Source organism: Pelagibius sp., assembly GCF_965249265.1.
GTDB lineage: Bacteria > Pseudomonadota > Alphaproteobacteria > Kiloniellales > Kiloniellaceae > Pelagibius.
In genome coordinates this window covers 5,473,453-5,488,566 of the sequence record NZ_OZ252224.1, presented here as the reverse complement: position 1 = coordinate 5,488,566, position 15,114 = coordinate 5,473,453, and the positions used below count along the sequence as shown (strand labels likewise).

Annotated in this window: 16 protein-coding genes; 9 read left to right on the top strand and 7 right to left on the bottom strand. The window is 64.4% G+C overall.

Annotation, left to right across the window (positions count from 1 at the left end):
* A complete protein-coding gene (locus ACP146_RS25590; RefSeq protein WP_422369588.1) occupies positions 1 to 429 on the bottom strand; it encodes a DoxX family protein in 429 nt (142 codons plus the stop codon).
* A gap of 124 nt (positions 430 to 553) precedes the next feature.
* Here ACP146_RS25590 and ACP146_RS25585 point away from each other — a divergent pair, with 124 nt between their 5' ends.
* From ACP146_RS25585 to ACP146_RS25575, 3 genes are all read left to right on the top strand, one after another.
* Positions 554 to 1,453: a LysR family transcriptional regulator gene (locus ACP146_RS25585; RefSeq protein ID WP_422369587.1), complete on the top strand. Its 900-nt coding sequence runs from the start codon at positions 554 to 556 to the stop codon at positions 1,451 to 1,453.
* Positions 1,454 to 1,621: 168 nt separating this feature from the next.
* Complete coding sequence (locus ACP146_RS25580) at positions 1,622 to 2,872, top strand: ATP-binding protein (RefSeq protein ID WP_422369586.1); 1,251 nt, start codon at positions 1,622 to 1,624, stop codon at positions 2,870 to 2,872.
* A 107-nt stretch (positions 2,873 to 2,979) separates the two neighbouring features.
* Entirely contained in the window at positions 2,980 to 3,825 is an 846-nt protein-coding gene (locus tag ACP146_RS25575; RefSeq protein WP_422369585.1) for an ion transporter, read from the top strand.
* A gap of 30 nt (positions 3,826 to 3,855) precedes the next feature.
* Here ACP146_RS25575 and ACP146_RS25570 read toward each other — a convergent pair whose 3' ends face one another.
* From ACP146_RS25570 to ACP146_RS25560, 3 genes are read right to left on the bottom strand one after another with little or no spacing between them, the layout of a single operon-like run.
* Complete coding sequence (locus ACP146_RS25570; protein ID WP_422369584.1) at positions 3,856 to 4,266, bottom strand: Rap1a/Tai family immunity protein; 411 nt, start codon at positions 4,264 to 4,266, stop codon at positions 3,856 to 3,858.
* Positions 4,267 to 4,319: 53 nt separating this feature from the next.
* Positions 4,320 to 4,961, bottom strand: coding sequence for an NUDIX domain-containing protein (locus tag ACP146_RS25565; protein WP_422369583.1), 642 nt, complete (start codon positions 4,959 to 4,961; stop codon positions 4,320 to 4,322).
* A 24-nt stretch (positions 4,962 to 4,985) separates the two neighbouring features.
* On the bottom strand, positions 4,986 to 5,264 hold the full coding sequence (locus tag ACP146_RS25560) for a hypothetical protein (RefSeq protein WP_422369582.1): 279 nt from the start codon (positions 5,262 to 5,264) through the stop codon (positions 4,986 to 4,988).
* A 511-nt stretch (positions 5,265 to 5,775) separates the two neighbouring features.
* Here ACP146_RS25560 and ACP146_RS25555 point away from each other — a divergent pair.
* The 6 genes from ACP146_RS25555 to ACP146_RS25530 all read left to right on the top strand — a co-directional run bounded on the left by ACP146_RS25555 (position 5,776) and on the right by ACP146_RS25530 (position 11,908).
* A complete protein-coding gene (locus tag ACP146_RS25555) occupies positions 5,776 to 6,924 on the top strand; it encodes a DUF2336 domain-containing protein (protein ID WP_422369581.1) in 1,149 nt (382 codons plus the stop codon).
* Positions 6,925 to 6,960: 36 nt separating this feature from the next.
* On the top strand, positions 6,961 to 8,505 hold the full coding sequence (locus ACP146_RS25550; protein WP_422369580.1) for a PAS domain-containing sensor histidine kinase: 1,545 nt from the start codon (positions 6,961 to 6,963) through the stop codon (positions 8,503 to 8,505).
* 118 nt (positions 8,506 to 8,623) lie between these two features.
* Entirely contained in the window at positions 8,624 to 9,433 is an 810-nt protein-coding gene (locus ACP146_RS25545; RefSeq protein ID WP_422369579.1) for an AzlC family ABC transporter permease, read from the top strand.
* Positions 9,426 to 9,809, top strand: a complete 384-nt coding sequence (locus ACP146_RS25540) for an AzlD domain-containing protein (protein WP_422369578.1) — start codon at positions 9,426 to 9,428, stop codon at positions 9,807 to 9,809. The genes ACP146_RS25545 and ACP146_RS25540 overlap by 8 nt, the downstream gene beginning before the upstream one ends.
* A 90-nt stretch (positions 9,810 to 9,899) precedes the next feature.
* Positions 9,900 to 11,096, top strand: coding sequence for a JmjC domain-containing protein (locus ACP146_RS25535; RefSeq protein WP_422369577.1), 1,197 nt, complete (start codon positions 9,900 to 9,902; stop codon positions 11,094 to 11,096).
* Between the two features lie 65 nt (positions 11,097 to 11,161).
* Positions 11,162 to 11,908, top strand: a complete 747-nt coding sequence (locus tag ACP146_RS25530) for a class I SAM-dependent methyltransferase (protein ID WP_422369576.1) — start codon at positions 11,162 to 11,164, stop codon at positions 11,906 to 11,908.
* Here ACP146_RS25530 and ACP146_RS25525 read toward each other — a convergent pair.
* The 3 genes from ACP146_RS25525 to ACP146_RS25515 all read right to left on the bottom strand — a co-directional run bounded on the left by ACP146_RS25525 (position 11,905) and on the right by ACP146_RS25515 (position 15,080).
* Positions 11,905 to 13,134: an MFS transporter gene (locus tag ACP146_RS25525; RefSeq protein WP_422369575.1), complete on the bottom strand. Its 1,230-nt coding sequence runs from the start codon at positions 13,132 to 13,134 to the stop codon at positions 11,905 to 11,907. The two genes, ACP146_RS25530 and ACP146_RS25525, sit on opposite strands and share 4 nt — an antisense overlap.
* Positions 13,135 to 13,276: 142 nt before the next feature.
* Positions 13,277 to 13,840 (bottom strand): TetR/AcrR family transcriptional regulator, encoded by a 564-nt coding sequence (locus ACP146_RS25520; protein WP_422369574.1) that lies wholly within the window; start codon positions 13,838 to 13,840, stop codon positions 13,277 to 13,279.
* Between the two features lie 418 nt (positions 13,841 to 14,258).
* Positions 14,259 to 15,080, bottom strand: coding sequence for a helix-turn-helix transcriptional regulator (locus ACP146_RS25515; protein ID WP_422369573.1), 822 nt, complete (start codon positions 15,078 to 15,080; stop codon positions 14,259 to 14,261).
* Between the last annotated feature and the right edge of the window lie 34 nt (positions 15,081 to 15,114).

Below are 15,114 nucleotides of genomic sequence, written 5' to 3'. Positions count from 1 at the left end.
CTAGCGAGCGGTAGCCGTCTTGCGCTGCAACCCCAAGGGCAGCTTCACGGCGTGGGCGCCGTCCCCAAGCAGGGCCTGCACCACGGCGGCGGCGATCAGAAAGACCGGATACTCCCAGCCGCCGCCCTCGGCGGTGAACAGCCAGCCGTTGCCGGCATGGACCCAGGTCGCGCCCAGCAGCACCGGCAGCAGGGCGACGGCGACAAGGCGGGTCTGGATGCCCAGGATCAGGGCGACGCCGCCGACAATCTCCGCGATGACGGTGAGATAGGCCACGACGCCGGGCAGGCCGAGAGATTCGAAGAAGCCGACGGTGCCGGGCATCGTGAAGACGAAGACCTTCAGATAGAGGCTGTGGGCCAGGAACATGATGCCCAGGGCGACCCGGAGGATCAGGGCGGCATAGGGGGCTGTCTTGTTGTCGATCATGAATCTGCTCCTTATCGGGCGTCGTTGGCGGTTTCGGCCGCCCGGCGGGCCGCCTTGTTCTGGAGGGGGATCTATGATTTGCTTCAATGCAAGTCGATAGGCGAAAACTGCAAACTGACATTGCATGAACGCAAAATCCGATCTCTCCGGCGACCTGCGCACCCTGCTGGCCATTGCCCGCGAGGGCAGCCTGGCGGGGGCGGCCCGGCGCCTGCGGGTCAATCACTCGACCGTCTTCCGGCGGCTCGGCGCCATCGAGGCGCGTCTGGAAACCCGCCTCTTCGACCGGCAGGGGGGCAGCTATGTCACCACCGCTGCCGGCGAGGATCTGCTGCGCACGGCCGAGCGGGTCGAAGCGGAAATGGAGGCGCTGGAGCGCCGCCTCAGCGGGCGGGACCTGCGGCTGACCGGCAGCCTGCGCCTGACCGCGCCGGACGACATCGCCGAGAAACTGCTGATGCCGCTGCTGGCCGCATTCCGGCAGGCCTATCCCGACATCACCGTCGAGTTGGTCATCGACAACCGCATGCTGAGCCTCACCAAGCGCGAGGCGGACATCGCCCTGCGCCCGACCCGCGAACCGCCGGAGAGTCTTTTCGGGCGGCGGGTCGCCACCCTGACCTCGACCATCTACGCCGCCGGCGCCCTTTCACAGCCGGCGCCGGGGGAGCTGGCGCAGCGGCCCTGGATCGCTTGGGACGACGGCGCGGGACCGCCGGCCATTGCCCACTGGCTCGCCGGCAACATCGACACAGATGCGATCGGCTTTCGCTCAAACTCCCTGCTGAACCAGGCCTCCGCCGTGCGCGCCGGGCTCGGCTTGGCGATCCTGCCGAGTTTTCTGGGTGACAGCGATCCCGGTCTGACACGAGTCTGTGCGCCACCCGCGGCGTTGGACACCGGCCTCTGGCTGCTCACCCATCCCGACCTGCGGCGTACGGCACGAATTCGCGCCCTGGTCGATATGCTCTATGACCATCTGCGCGATGCCGAAGCACGGTTAAACGGCGGCAGCGGCCGTTAAGGCTTCTGTCATGCCCTTGAAACAATAAACACATATAGACTTGAAGCGAGCCGTCGCGAAGCGGCCGGTGGTGGCCAGGCAGCGTAGCCGGGTTCGCATACAAAGATTTGTTAACGACCCAGGGTTTAGCGTCGCCCGACAGCAATTGGGTTTAGCGGGACAGTCCTTATGACGGGCGCCAAGGCCGCGGCAGCAGACGGTCATCATTCCAACAAAGAGACACCCTGCGCCCACATCCTGGCCGAGGAAGCGCCTGCAATCCGGCCGCAGACAAGCTGCGCCGAGGTGCACGCCATGCTGCGCCGGAACGAGGCTTTGTCGGCCCTGGCCGTGGTCAGCGCCGAGCAGCCGGTTGGACTGGTCAGCCGGCTGGAGTTTCTCGCCAAGATGGCCCGGCCCTACTGGCCGGAACTCTTCGACCGCAAACCGATCTCCAAGCTCATGGATCCCGCGCCGCTGATTGTCGAGTGGGATCACGACATCGAGGCGGTGAGCGACCTTCTGCTGTCGCAGAAACCCAAGGCGATGATCGACGGCTTCATCGTCACGCGCGACGGCAAATACAGCGGCATCGCCAAGGCGACCGCCCTGATGCGCATGACCGTCACCCTGGCCGGGGAGCGCTTCAACCGCCTCAGCGACGCGCTGCATCAGGTCACCGAAGCCAACAGCGCCAAGACCAAGTTCCTGGCCAATGTCAGCCATGAGCTGCGCACGCCGCTGAACGCCATCATCGGCTTCTCCGAGCTTTTGAGCCGAAGACTCTACGGCCCCCTGACCGCACAGCAGAGCGAGCATGTCGGCTATATCCATCATAGCGGCCAGTTGCTGCTGTCTCTTGTCGAAGACCTGCTGAACCTTTCGGTCTCCGAAGCCGGGCAGATGGAGCTGTATGAAGAGCCGCTCGACCTGCAGGAACTCCTGGCAAGCTGTGCCAAGCTGGTCGGACCGCGCGCCGCGAGCGCTTCAGTACACCTGGAGTTCGACGAGAACGGAGCGGAGGAGTGGATCACCGGCGACGCGGTGAAGCTGAAACAGATCGTGCTCAACCTGCTGACCAACGCGATTAAGTTCACCGGGCCCGGCGGGCGGGTGCGCCTGCAGAAGACGCTGTCGCCGGCGGGCAACCTGCGGATTGAGGTCGCCGACAACGGCATCGGCATCCGGGAACAGGATATCGACAAGATCCTGCAGCCCTTCTGCCAGGCCCACGACAAACGCGCGCATCCCAACCAGGGGGCCGGACTCGGCCTGCCCCTTACCAAGGCTCTGGTCGAGCTGCATGGCGGCCAGCTCTTCCTCCACAGCCGCTTGAATTTCGGCACCGAGGCGGAGGTTCGCCTGCCGGCCACACGGCGTCGCGGGAAACCTGAAGGGGCCGTGCCGGAAACCGATGTGGAACCCTTGACCGGCACCTGAACATCGGCTTGTCACCCGCTGCCTATTGACCCGCCGCGGCCTATCCCACATTTAAACGGCTTCTCAGCAGCTTTCCGCCCATCAGCCGCCGCCACAGGAGCCAGGCCTTGTCGCTAGAGTCCGAGCCAGCGAACCCCGATTCCCTTTCCCGCCTGCAAAGGACGCTGGAGTCCGCGGCGGTACAGCGCGGCATCACCGGTCTGATCCTGATCAACGCCGTGATCCTGGGCCTTGAGACCTCCGCCTCCGTGATGGCGGAGGTCGGCAGCTTCCTGCTGCTCGCCGACCGGACCATCGTCGGCATCTTCGTCGTGGAGATCCTGCTGAAGCTCTGGGCCTATCGCCTGCGCTTTTTCAAGGACCCCTGGAACCTCTTCGACTTCGCCGTGATCGCGGTCAGCCTGGCGCCGGCCTCGGCGGCCTTCTCCGTACTGCGCGCTCTCCGGGTGCTCCGGGTACTGCGCCTGATCTCGGTCATCCCCTCGATGCGCAAGGTGGTGCAGGCCTTACTGCAGGCAATCCCGGGCATGGGCTCGGTCGCCGCCTTGCTGGGGCTGCTCTATTATGTCTTCGCAGTCATGGCGACGAAGCTCTTCGGCCAGGCTTTCCCGGAGTGGTTCGGCACCATCGGCGCCTCGGCCTATTCCCTGTTCCAGATCATGACCCTGGAAAGCTGGTCGATGGGCATCGTGCGGCCGGTCATGGATGTCTTCCCCTTTGCCTGGGCCTTCTTCGTCCCCTTCATCCTGGTGACCAGTTTCGCGGTGCTGAATCTCTTCATCGCCATCATCGTCAACGCCATGCAGAGCCAGCACGATGAAGAGCGCGACCAGGCCTTCGACAAGATCACCCAGCAATCCCACGGCGACGCCCTGCGGCTGGAGGATGATCTGAAGGCGGTACATCAGGAGGTTCGCGAAATTCGCAGGCTGATGGAAAAGCAGAATGGCTGAGCGCGGCCTTATTGCCGGACCTGCACGGCGTTACGACGGCGGGCAGGGCCGATAGAGTGACAGGGCATAGGCCACGGCGCCGTCGCCCTTGATCGCCTGACGCGCCGGATTGGCCTGCAGATGGGCGCGCACCTCGGCCACCAGTTCGGCAAGACCTTCGTCGCCGCGCAGGCAAACCTGAACACCGTCGACCTGCGCGCCCGCGCCGCCCAGCACGTCGGCGATGGCCATGATGTAGCCGTTGCAGCGGCCCTGCGCCGCCGGCGCTTCGGACGCACAGTCCGCCATCAGCTCGGCGCCGCTGCGGAAGCGTGGATTCTCGTGGGAAAAAAGCGGTTCTGCGGCCAAGGCGAAACCCGAAGACGCCGCAAGCAGAAACCCTCCCAAGACCGCATGGACCAAGCCCTTGCGGCACGGAACCGGACAAGCTGATCGTCGCATTTTTCACCCCCCAATACTGCTGTTCTTACCGGCGTCGTTCGCGCGCCGGTTTCCTATTCGGCCCCTTCCTCAGGCGGGCCCTCCGGCGGGTTACTGCGCGGCGCAAAGGCGGTCTGGCCAAGCAATGCGCGATAGTCGTTCAGCGCCCAGCGCACCGAAGGAAAGGCCAGGTCGTCCCAGGGAATCGATTTCCAGGGGAAGAGATCGAGCTCCAGAGTCTCGGGGCCGGCCGCGACGTCGGGCGACACAAGGGCGGCGCGATAGATCAACTGGATCTGCGAGATGCGCGGAATCGAATAGACCGCCAGAAGCTGGTCGATCGCAAGCTCCGCCCGGGCTTCTTCCCAGGCCTCTCGCCGCGCCCCCGCCGCCGCTTCCTCGTGCTGTTCCAGATAGCCCGCCGGCAAGGTCCAGTAGCCGCGGCGCGGTTCGATGGCGCGACGGCACAGCAGGATGCGATCTTCCCAGGCCGCGACCGAGCCGACCACGACCTTGGGATTCTCGTAATTGATGAAGCCGCAGTCCCGGCAGACCAGCCGCGTGCGGTCGTCGCCGTCGGGCACTCTCGGCTCGAATCGCGCCACCGCCGCATCCGCCTCCGCGGCACTTTCGGCGGCGCCTTCGGTCCCGGGCCCGTCATTTCCGGTCGCTGTCATCAGGATACTGTGACGCAGGCGCCGGCGCATCTCAAGCAAGGCGCGGACGGTCCTCTAAGGCGTTTAGGCCTTCAAATCCACGAAGGAACCGCGGGGAAAGACCTTGCCCGGCTCCGGCGGTCCGGCCGCGGCATTCTGCGCCGAACCGGCGCTGGGCGAGACGGCGTTGGAAACACCGTTCGAAATCGCCGCGGGCAAAGCTGCGGAGACGCCGCCCAAAGTAGCGGGGGCCGACGCAGCGGGGGTGGACGAAGACCCCGCAGGCGCGCCGAGGCCCGCCTGGTTTCCCAGGGTTTTCAGGACTGCCAAGGTGAGGGGCGATGCGCCCGAGCCGATCTGCATGGCCGCAGTATCGGGCGAAGCGGTTAAAGCAGCGTGAAGCTCAGACGCGTTCCGGCGATCCGAAACAGCCGAACTTGAGGAGCCGGAGGCAGTGATATAATCATTCAGGATATAAATATTTTCATTGCGATTACTTTCCCTTTAAAGTCGCATACAGATCTTTTTGCTCGCAAAAGGCGATTTACCGATTTCCGATCGGAAATTTAACCTATTGATATAATTGAATAAAATGGAATCCTGAAATATCGAGCCTGGAAACTCTTAACACAAACGTACCCGTCTAGCCGTGAATAGATTGGGATCTACAGGGGATTTACTTTCTTCCGACGCCATTTCTATTCATAAGTTTTGGCTGCCTACGTTGAATTTCAGGCAAGCAAACTTCACATTGTCTTTACCTTGATTTATTATTCTTTTAGGGGTTTCAGACGGAGCGCGGGTTCGGGCGGAGACGCTCGCACCCGATGGGTGTGTTGTTTCCGCCCAGCGTAACGAATCGGGGTAAGTTTGGATGGAAGATCAGGATCGGGATCTTCACTCTCTTTTGCAGCTTGCGCTCAACAAGTCGATTGAAGGCCGCGAGTTGCTGTCGTCTCAGATCGCCCAGCTTTCCATGGAACGCGACCATGAGCTCAGCGACCAGGAACGCGATCTCATCGCGCAGATCCTGGAAAAGCTCATCCACGAGTTCGAGGCGCCGATCCGCAGCCGTTTGAGCGAGCGCCTGTCGCGCAATCCCGCTGCCCCCCGCGCCCTGGTCATTGCCCTGGCGAACGACGAAATCGAGGTCGCCCGCCCGATTCTCCTGCGCTCGGCCCTGCTCTCCGACGGCGAGCTGATCCGCATCATCCAGCACCGCAGCCGGCAGCATCAGATTGCGATCGCCCGGCGCCGGGAGCTCAGCGAAGCGGTCTCGGACGAACTGGTCGGCACCAACGACCGAAGCGTCATTACCGCTCTGCTGGAAAACCAGAGCGCAAAGATTTCCGAAGCGGCACTGTCTTACCTGACCGAGCAGGCCGAACACATCGACGAATTCCAGGAACCCCTGGTGCGCCGGCATGATTTGACCAGCGAACTGGCAAACCGCCTCTATTGGCTGGTCGCCGCCAACCTGCGGGCCGATATCCTGGCCGCCTACGATATCCATCCGACGCCGCTGGACGACGAGTTGGAGGCCGCGGTGGCGGAGGTCGCCAACGATACGGTGGACAAGACCAACGGACCGCGCAACATGGAGGCGACCGCCTCCGATCTCGCGCGCTGCATGGCGGCAGAGCAGCGGGTGAACGCCGCCTTGCTGATCAAAACCCTGCGCCAGAGCGAGATCCCCCTGTTCGAAGCTCTTTTTGAAGAGTGGAGCGGGATTTCGATGCCGCGGCGCACCGAAGTATTATATGGTCCCGGCGGCGAAGGGCTGGCAATCGCCTGTCTGGCGCTGGGCGTATCGAAACAGGACTTTGCAACCCTGTTTCTCCTGACACGCAGTGCCGGCAGTGCCGGCCGCAGAACATCGCCGGCGGACCTGTCTCGGGCGACGCGGCTCTACGATCAGGCAAGCCGGCAGGATGCGGAGCATGTATTGCGTTCATGGCAGCGCAACGAGGATTTTCAGGCAGCCGTGGAAGACCTGGAGATCGCGAAGGCGAAGCGAGGCTGAGCAGGGCCGGTGAAAACGGACGTAAGCAAGACGACAATGGTTTCCCGTAGCGCCGATGCAAGCGGAGCGCCGAAATCCATGGCGCCGGCAGACCCGGTAGCGGATGCGCCGCCGGAGACCCAGGAAGACTCGCTGGTCGCCATCCTGCAACAGGATCTGCTGGAAGAAGGGCCACCGACCTGCATCGTCGACGCCGACGGCGCCATCACCTACGCCAACAAAGCCTTTGAGAAAATCTACGATGCCCTGGCCGCCGCCGAGGCGCTGCCCAATCAGTCCGCCATCGGCGGCTGGTCGCGCGGCAACGGCGCCGCACCGGTCGCGGTCAGCCAGGAACACAAACTGACCCTGGAAGGGCGCACGGAGTACTTTCGCGCCAAGCGCCGTGCGATCCGCGGCAGCGGTGGCGCGCTGCGCGCCACCGCCGTGGTCTACGAGCCGACGACCAAGCTGAAAGCCACGGCGACCGCGCTGGTTCAGGCCACGACGCGGCTCGACGATACGACGCGGCTGGTCTCCGACTGGGTCTGGGAAACCGACCGCGAACTGACGCTGACCTTCGTTTCACCGCGGGTGCACGATGCTTTGGGCTATCACCCGCGCGAACTGATCGGCCGCTCCCTGCTGGACATCCCCAGCGAGGCCGCACCGAAGCTGGTCTCCCTCGCCGCCTCCCGGCAGCACGCGCCCTTCCGCGACATCGAGGTGGAGGTGCCGAACAAGGCGGGCGACAGGCTGCTGTTCCGCCTGAACGGCCTTCCGGTCTACTGCCCGGACAGCGGCGACTTCCTGGGCTACCGAGGAACCGCCGAGAACGTCACCGCCCTGCGCCAGCGCGAGGAAGCCCTGATCGGCGCCAAGGAAGGGGCCGAGCTGGCCAACCGCGCCAAGACCGAATTCCTCGCCAACATGAGCCACGAGCTGCGCACGCCGCTGAATGCGGTAATCGGCTTCTCCGAGATCATGGAAAGCGAACTGCTCGGGCCTCTCGGCAGCAGCCAGTACAAAAGCTACGCCTCGGACATCCATGAAAGCGCCCAGCATCTGCTGACCCTCATCAACGACATTCTGGATGTCGCCAAGATCGAGGCCGGGGCCCACGAACTGCGCGACGAGGTGGTCGACCCCCGCGATGTCATCGGCGCGGTGCAGCGCCTGGTGGCCGAGCGGGCCAAGCGCGGCGATCAGGCGCTTGAGATTTCCCTGCCCGACGACCTGCCGCGCCTGCGCGCCGACGAGCGCAAGCTGAAACAGGTGCTGCTGAACCTGATGTCCAACGCCATCAAGTTCACCCCGGAAAAAGGCGTAATCGAGCTTTCCGCGCGGCTGGAGGAAGACGGCAGCTTCGTCTTCCAGGTCAGCGATACCGGCATCGGCATCGCCGAGGAAGACATCCCCCGCGCCTTCGCCGCCTTCGAGCAGGTCGACAGCCGCCTGAACCGCCAGTTCGAGGGAACCGGCCTGGGCCTGCCGCTCTCGGCGGGTTTCGTGAAGCTGCACGGCGGCCGCCTCGATCTGGAAAGCAAACTGGGTGCCGGCACCAAGGCCATCGTGCGCCTGCCGGCCGAGCGGGTGCTCTAGCTCGTTTTCAAAGCGACGATTGAGGCAGACGCCGCCCTGCAATCCCCGCAGGGCTCTCATGCAGAGGCCAGTTTCTTGCTGACCGCGGCCCACCGCGGCGGATAGCCTTCTCCCCATCATGCCAGACAGCGACACGGCGGGGAGCGCCGTAAACGATGCCGGCAACGGTCTTGCCCAGCCTTCGGGATACGAGCCTTCGGGATACGAGCCTTCAGGCTACGGCTCGCCGCGCCAGGCCGCCCTCGCCGCCGCGCGCCAGGCCCTGGGGGTTCCCGCCCTGGTGCTCGGCGCGTCCTATCTCGGCTTCGGTTCCCTGATCCAGGGCGCCGGGCTGGACGTCTGGCACGGCCTGTTCTCCACCTTCACCGGCTGGGCGCTGCCCGGCCAGATCATCCTGGTCGAACTCTACAGCCTGGGCGCCTCGGTACTGATCGTCGCCGCTGCGGTCGCCATGACCAATGCCCGCCTGCTGCCGATGACCGTCGCCCTGATGCCCTATCTGCGGGCGCCGGGCACGCCGCGCTGGCGCTACTACCTCTTCGCCCACTATGTCGCCGTCACCGGCTGGGCGGCGGCCATGCGGCGCTGTCCGGGCCTGCCGGAGCCGGAGCGCCTGCCCTACTTCGCCGCTTTTGCCGTCACCCTGTGGTCGACGACCCTGGTGACCACCGCCGTCGGCTTCTATCTGGCCGACCTGCTGCCAAGCTACATCACCCTCGGCCTGGTGTTCCTCAACCCGATCTACTTCATGCTCGTCTTCGTGGCCGACGCCAAGCACCCGGCGCGCATTCTGGCCCTGATGATCGGGGCTCTCTGCGGCCCGCTGCTGCATCTCGTCTCCAGCGACTGGGGGCTGCCGCTCACCGGGCTGCTGGCCGGCTCCCTCGCCTTCTTCGGTCACCGCCTGTGGAGCAAGGGCCGTGCTTGAAGTCCTCAACCTCAATGGCACCCTTGAGGGCATGAAGGACACGGCCTTCTGGCCCTACGCGCTGATGATCGTCGGCGCGCTGGTCACCTATTTCTGGCGCGGCCTGGGCGTTGCCCTCTCCGGACGGATCGACGCCGGCAGCCCACTCTTCGAGTGGGTTGCCTGTGTCGCCTACGCCCTGCTGGCCGGGCTGATCGCCCGCATGATCGTCCTGCCCAACGGCCCGCTCGCCGACACCGCCGCCGCCGACCGCATCGCCGCCGCCGTCATCGCCCTGGCGATCTTTTTCCTGGCCCGGCGCAACATCGGCCTGGGGGTCGGTGCGGGCGCCGGCGCCCTGGTGCTGATCACCCTGGGACGCAGCTGGCTGGTGTGATGCCGCCTCTTTTGTGCCGGACGCCGGCCTCATGTATTAAGAGGGGCATGGATCATGAGGCGCGTTTGCTGCGCCCAAACTGAGGATCGAATGAGCGATAGTCTTGACAGCCTGCTCGCCCCGCTGGACCGGGGGGCTTTCTTTGCCGGGCACTTCGGCAAGAGCCACCGCCACTTCCCGGGCGAGGCCGCGCGCACAGCCGGCATCATGACGCTGCAGCGGCTGAACGAGCTGATGTCCATGACCTCGGTCTGGACGCCGGAGACGATGATGCTTTATCTCGACCTGCAGCCGGTCGCGACCGCCGACTATTGCGCGCGCGTGCCCGCGCTGCAGGGCGGCGGGGCCCTGCGGCCAGACCCGGACCGGGTGCAGGACTGGATTGCCAAGGGCGCCTCGGTGATCCTGAACGACATCGATGCCCTTGCCCCCGGCGTACGCGCCTTGGCCAATGACCTGCAGCAGGCGACCGGCGGCCGCAGCCAGGCGAATCTCTATTTCTCCATGCATCAACACAAGGCCTTCGGTCCGCACTGCGACGTGCACGAGGTCTTCGCCGTCCACTGCGCCGGTGAGAAGACCTGGAACATCTACGAAGGCCGCGACGAAGCGCCGGTGAACCATCCGGACTTCAAACCCTCGGACGCCGAGCGCGCCAGGCGCGCCGGCAAGGTCGTGGAGCAGATCCACATGAAGCCGGGCGACCTGCTTTACATTCCCCGCGGCGTCTATCACGACGCCCTGGCCTCGGCCAACGGCGCCGTTCATATCGCCTTCGGCGTCACCCTGCCCAAGGCGCTCGACCTGCTGCCGATCATCTGGGATGCGGCGATCCAGAACCCCTGGATGCGCGCCGACCTGCCCCGCGACATGGGCCCGGCCGAGATCAAGGACACCCTGGCAAGGATGGGCGGCGCCATCGCAGAGGCCTTAAACTCCGAAGGCGCCGGCAAGGTCGCCGCGGCGGCGATCAAAAACTGGCCCTATGCCTTCAAGGGCTACGACCTCGACGGACTGGTGGCCGCCGAAGGCCAAAGCGACGCGCCGCGCAACGCGAGCTACACCGTCAGCAGGCAGGTGAAGATCGTCCGGCACAAAGGAAAACCCTATCTCTCGGACGGCAAGCAGCAGGTCGAGGTTCCCGGCGAGGTCGCCTCACAGGTCGACTTCATCATGGGGCGCAGCAGCGTCACCGAGGCGGTCCTCCATGCCGAATTCCCGGAGATGAGCGAAGCCGCCGTCGCCGAGCTGTTCCAGAACATGAAGGCCATGCGGGTAATTGCCTAGTGAAGTGTCGGGCGGCCATCACCAGTCCCAGCGGCCGCTGAACCTCTCCGGCACCCAGAACGGCAATGACCGAGCAGCCTGACATTTACGACCCCGGCTTCGTGAAGGAGGTTTTCGACCGCTGCTCGAAACGCTACATCGCCTTCAGCTACTTCTGTTCTCTCGGCTTTACCGAGCGCTGGCGGCGGCAATGCGTGAAGGCTTTGCCGCTGCCTGATGGTGACGCCCCGGTCGGCTATGACCTGATGGCCGGAACCGGCGAAGTCTGGCCGCACCTGCTGAAGCGCCTGCCCGACATCCGCGCCATCACAGCGGTCGACATCTCCGCCGGCATGCATCGCCTTGCCATGGAACGTCTGCATCGCCATCGGGCCCACAAGATCGCCTTCATCGAAGACGATGTCTTCGCCAGCGGCCTGCCGGACGACAGCGCCAGCTTCGTGGTCTCGACCTTCGGACTGAAGACCTTCAATACCGTGCAGCATGCCCAGCTCGCCCGTTTGACCGCCCGGGTCCTGAAACCCGGCGGCGTCTTCTCGATGATCGAGGCCTCCGATCCCCGTGGCTGGTGGTTGCGGCCGCTATATCTCTTCCACCTGAAAACCGTGCTGCCCCTGGTCGAGCGCCTCCTGCTGCGCGGCGCCCAGGATTTCGCCATGATCGGCACCTACAGCACCAACTTCGGAGATGCTTCGGCCTTCGCAAGGCTGCTGCAAGCCGAAGGCCTGGAGGTCGAGTTCAAACGCTACTTCTTTGGCTGCGCCACCGGGGTCATCGGACGAAAACCGCAACGCAAGAGCATCCACTCCTAACCCGAGACAGCGGCAGGCGTCCGCGGCCGGTCATCCATGGAGAGCTGGACCAGGGCGGCGAGCACGCCGACGACGATCAGTGAAATCCAGGCCGTCAGATAGCTGCCGCTGACCTGATAAGACAGCCCGCCCAGATAGGCGCCGAGGAACGCGCCCACCTGATGACTGAGAAACATGACACCAAAGAGGGCACCGAAGTTGGTCGGCCCGAACATCGCGTTCAGCAGGCCGCTGACAGGTGGAATGACGCTGAGCCAGAGGAATCCCATCGACGCACCGAAAATCAGGGCGCTTTCGACCGAGACCGGCAGCGACACGAAGACGACGATTGAGACTGTCCGGAAGACATAGATCAGGGCAAGGATCAGCTTGTTTCCGAAGCGCTCCCCAAGCCGACCGACCACCAGGGTTCCCACCGCGTTGAACACGCCGATGAGGGCCAGAGCATTCGCACTCACCGTGGGGGCCAAGCCGCAGATGCTCAGATACTTCGGCAGATGCGTCGCGATGAAGATGAGCTGGAATCCGCAGGCGAAGAAGGCCAGGGTCATGGCGACATAGCCGGGATGGCGCAGAGCCTGGCGAATGGCGGCAACGGCGTTCGGCCGCTCGGCGCCGGGCGCCGAAGCCTTGTCGCTGTTCCGCCGGAAGGCGAAAGCCAGAAACGCCATCGCCGCGGCAAGCAAGGCCAGGACCCAGAGCGTGGTCTCCCAGTCGATCCAGTTCAGCATCTGCTGGGTGGCCGGCGCCAGGATGAAAGTGCCTATCGAGCCGGCGGCAGCCAGAATTGAAATCGCGACCGCACGCACCGAGGGAGCGGCAATTCTTGACAGGATGCCGACCAGAACGCCATGGGAGGTGCCGGCGACCGCAAGGCCGACAAGCAGGCCGCCGCCGAGGAACAGGCCCAACGTGTTCCCCCAACTCATCATCACCAGGCCGGCGGCAAAGCAAGCTGCCGCGACGGCGACTACCAGCCGACCGCCGTACTTGTCCGCCAGGGCGCCCATGGCGGGCTGCCCGATCCCCCAGGCCAGGTTCTGCACCGCCAGGGCCAGGCCGAAGGTGGCGACTGAAATACCCGCCCCCCTTGCCATGGGGTCGAGAAACAGACCCAGGCTCTGGCGGATGCCCATTGAGGTCGAGAGGATGATCGAAGCAACGGTCAGAATGATCAGAAGCGCCGGCGTCCACGGCGATGCTTTGTCGGAAAGCGAATGGCGCATGCTGGCCCCCGGGCTCGATTGGTCGGTCCAATGCTTCTCACGAGGCGGCAACCGGGACCCAAAGTAAACTCACTAGTCAGTATACTATGCGAGATTCAAGGTATGGTCTGATGACCAGCGCCAGCGATCCGGGCCTCGCCTGTCAGCGGGAAAGCAGGCGGCGGGCGGCCCGCGCCGCCACGGCGGCATAGTGCGGATCGCGATGCACCAGCATCCGAGTTATGGCGCCATCCAGGATGATCATCAGCATCTCGGATAGCTCCCCAGCGTCTTCATAACCGCTGTCGGCAAGGTCCTGGCGCAACCAGCCCTCGAAGCCGCGCTTATGGTTTCGGGCCACATCCAGGGCCGGGTGCCCCGGCAGATCCGCTAGCTCAACGGCGACCCGCGTGAAGCCGCAACCGTTCCATTCATGGGATTTGGCGGCCTTTTGCAGCGACCGGAACATCCGCTCGATGCGGTCAGCCATGCTGCCGCCCTTGCCGGCCCAGCGGCGGTAGCGCTCCAGGGTGGGCCGGTTGCGCGCGTCCAGGTACGCCGCGACAAGCTCATCCTTGGACCGGAAGTGATAGTAGACGGTCTTCTTCGTCACCCCGGCCTGCGCGGCGATCCGATCGACACTGATGTCACGAATGCTGCCGGCATAGAAAAGCTCACCCGCCGCTGCGACAATACCGTCCCTGGTCGTTTGAGAAGCTTCAGCCATCGGTATACTCACTGGTATAGCTGGAATTGAGCCTACCCCAAAATCAGCGCCGTCCAAAGCCTTGGTATTGTCAAAGCGGAATCCTGCCGCCCGTCTGCCGCCGCTTGTCGGTTTCCGCCCGGCCATTCATAGTTTATGCGCAATGGACAAAATCCTCGTCGGCGCCTGTCTTCTGGGCCTGCCCCTGCGTTAGGGCGGTTGGGCGAAGGCTCTGCTTCATGCCTTGCTGAGGTCTTGGCAGGATGAGGGCCGCCTGGTGCCCGCGCGGCCCGGAAGTCGCCGCCGGCCTTGCGCCCCCGCGCGAGACCGCCGTGGCCGAGTTGCTCCAGAACATGAAAGCCATGCGGGTGATTGCCTAGACCGGACAATCGTCCAGTCCTCACCAAACAGCCAAAGCGTCTCCGCCCGCTTGCGCCGATCAGGAACCCACGGTCTCCACCAGCAGCGCCTTCTGGAGAGTGAGGAAGAGTTGGGCCTGGGAAGAGATCTGCATCTTCTTGTAAATGTTCTTGCGATGTACTTTGACGGTCTGATCGGAGATGCCGAGGATCAGGCTGGCCGAGAGGCTGGAGTGCCCCTGCAGCACCAGCGCCGCGATCTCCGCTTCCCGGCGCGTCAGTCCCGGCGCGTGAGCCTTGGCCGCATAGTGATAGATGGCTTCATCGAGCACATAGGGAAGCGTAGCCACCTGCCGCAGCCCCGCGCCCGTCAAGATCCCCTCGCCGTGTTGGCGCAGCAGCTCGACCAGAACGGGTTCGATCAGCCTCAGCCCCTTTAATTCGGCCTTGCTGTAGGGCGGGTCCGCTCTGCCGCGGCTCATCGAGAGGCCGGCGACCGATCCGTCCGAGAGGGGAACCAGGGCGCCGACCTCGTCGCTCAGATTGGTTCTCTGATAATACTGCTGATAGTACTCGCTGGCGAAAAACCGGTCGGGCGCGATATCGCGCAGCCGATAGATTCCAGGCCTGAAGGGCTGCAGGGAATACTGAAAAAAAGGATCGAGCTGGTAGGCGCCCCCCAGGTAGTGGGTGGTGTAGTCCTGGCGCAGCGCGACGTCGGGAATCCAGTGATACTCGGAGGTCGGCGGCCGGTTTGCCGGGTAATTCAGAATGAGGAAGGTCCGGAACGCCATCTTGGTCCGCAACACCCGCCTGAGAGCCGAGGGAAAGGCCGGCCGGCCAGCGAGACGCATAAGCATGGCAATTGCACGCGCCTCGCCGGGACCTATGGTCTCACCCATTCTCCTAACCCCCGATATCGGCTAAATTAGGCAA

Excerpts from the sequence above, each read along its gene's own strand:
- ACP146_RS25525 (WP_422369575.1), bottom strand. The coding sequence starts at position 13,134 with ATGCGCCATTCGCTTTCCGACAAAGCATCGCCGTGGACGCCGGCGCTT.
- ACP146_RS25550 (WP_422369580.1), top strand. The coding sequence starts at position 6,961 with ATGGTTTCCCGTAGCGCCGATGCAAGCGGAGCGCCGAAATCCATGGCG.
- ACP146_RS25545 (WP_422369579.1), top strand. The coding sequence starts at position 8,624 with ATGCCAGACAGCGACACGGCGGGGAGCGCCGTAAACGATGCCGGCAAC.
- ACP146_RS25570 (WP_422369584.1), bottom strand. The coding sequence starts at position 4,266 with ATGCGACGATCAGCTTGTCCGGTTCCGTGCCGCAAGGGCTTGGTCCAT.
- ACP146_RS25530 (WP_422369576.1), top strand. The coding sequence starts at position 11,162 with ATGACCGAGCAGCCTGACATTTACGACCCCGGCTTCGTGAAGGAGGTT.
- ACP146_RS25585 (WP_422369587.1), top strand. The coding sequence starts at position 554 with ATGAACGCAAAATCCGATCTCTCCGGCGACCTGCGCACCCTGCTGGCC.
- ACP146_RS25555 (WP_422369581.1), top strand. The coding sequence starts at position 5,776 with ATGGAAGATCAGGATCGGGATCTTCACTCTCTTTTGCAGCTTGCGCTC.
- ACP146_RS25515 (WP_422369573.1), bottom strand. The coding sequence starts at position 15,080 with ATGGGTGAGACCATAGGTCCCGGCGAGGCGCGTGCAATTGCCATGCTT.
- ACP146_RS25560 (WP_422369582.1), bottom strand. The coding sequence starts at position 5,264 with ATGCAGATCGGCTCGGGCGCATCGCCCCTCACCTTGGCAGTCCTGAAA.
- ACP146_RS25520 (WP_422369574.1), bottom strand. The coding sequence starts at position 13,840 with ATGGCTGAAGCTTCTCAAACGACCAGGGACGGTATTGTCGCAGCGGCG.
- ACP146_RS25535 (WP_422369577.1), top strand. The coding sequence starts at position 9,900 with ATGAGCGATAGTCTTGACAGCCTGCTCGCCCCGCTGGACCGGGGGGCT.
- ACP146_RS25590 (WP_422369588.1), bottom strand. The coding sequence starts at position 429 with ATGATCGACAACAAGACAGCCCCCTATGCCGCCCTGATCCTCCGGGTC.
- ACP146_RS25580 (WP_422369586.1), top strand. The coding sequence starts at position 1,622 with ATGACGGGCGCCAAGGCCGCGGCAGCAGACGGTCATCATTCCAACAAA.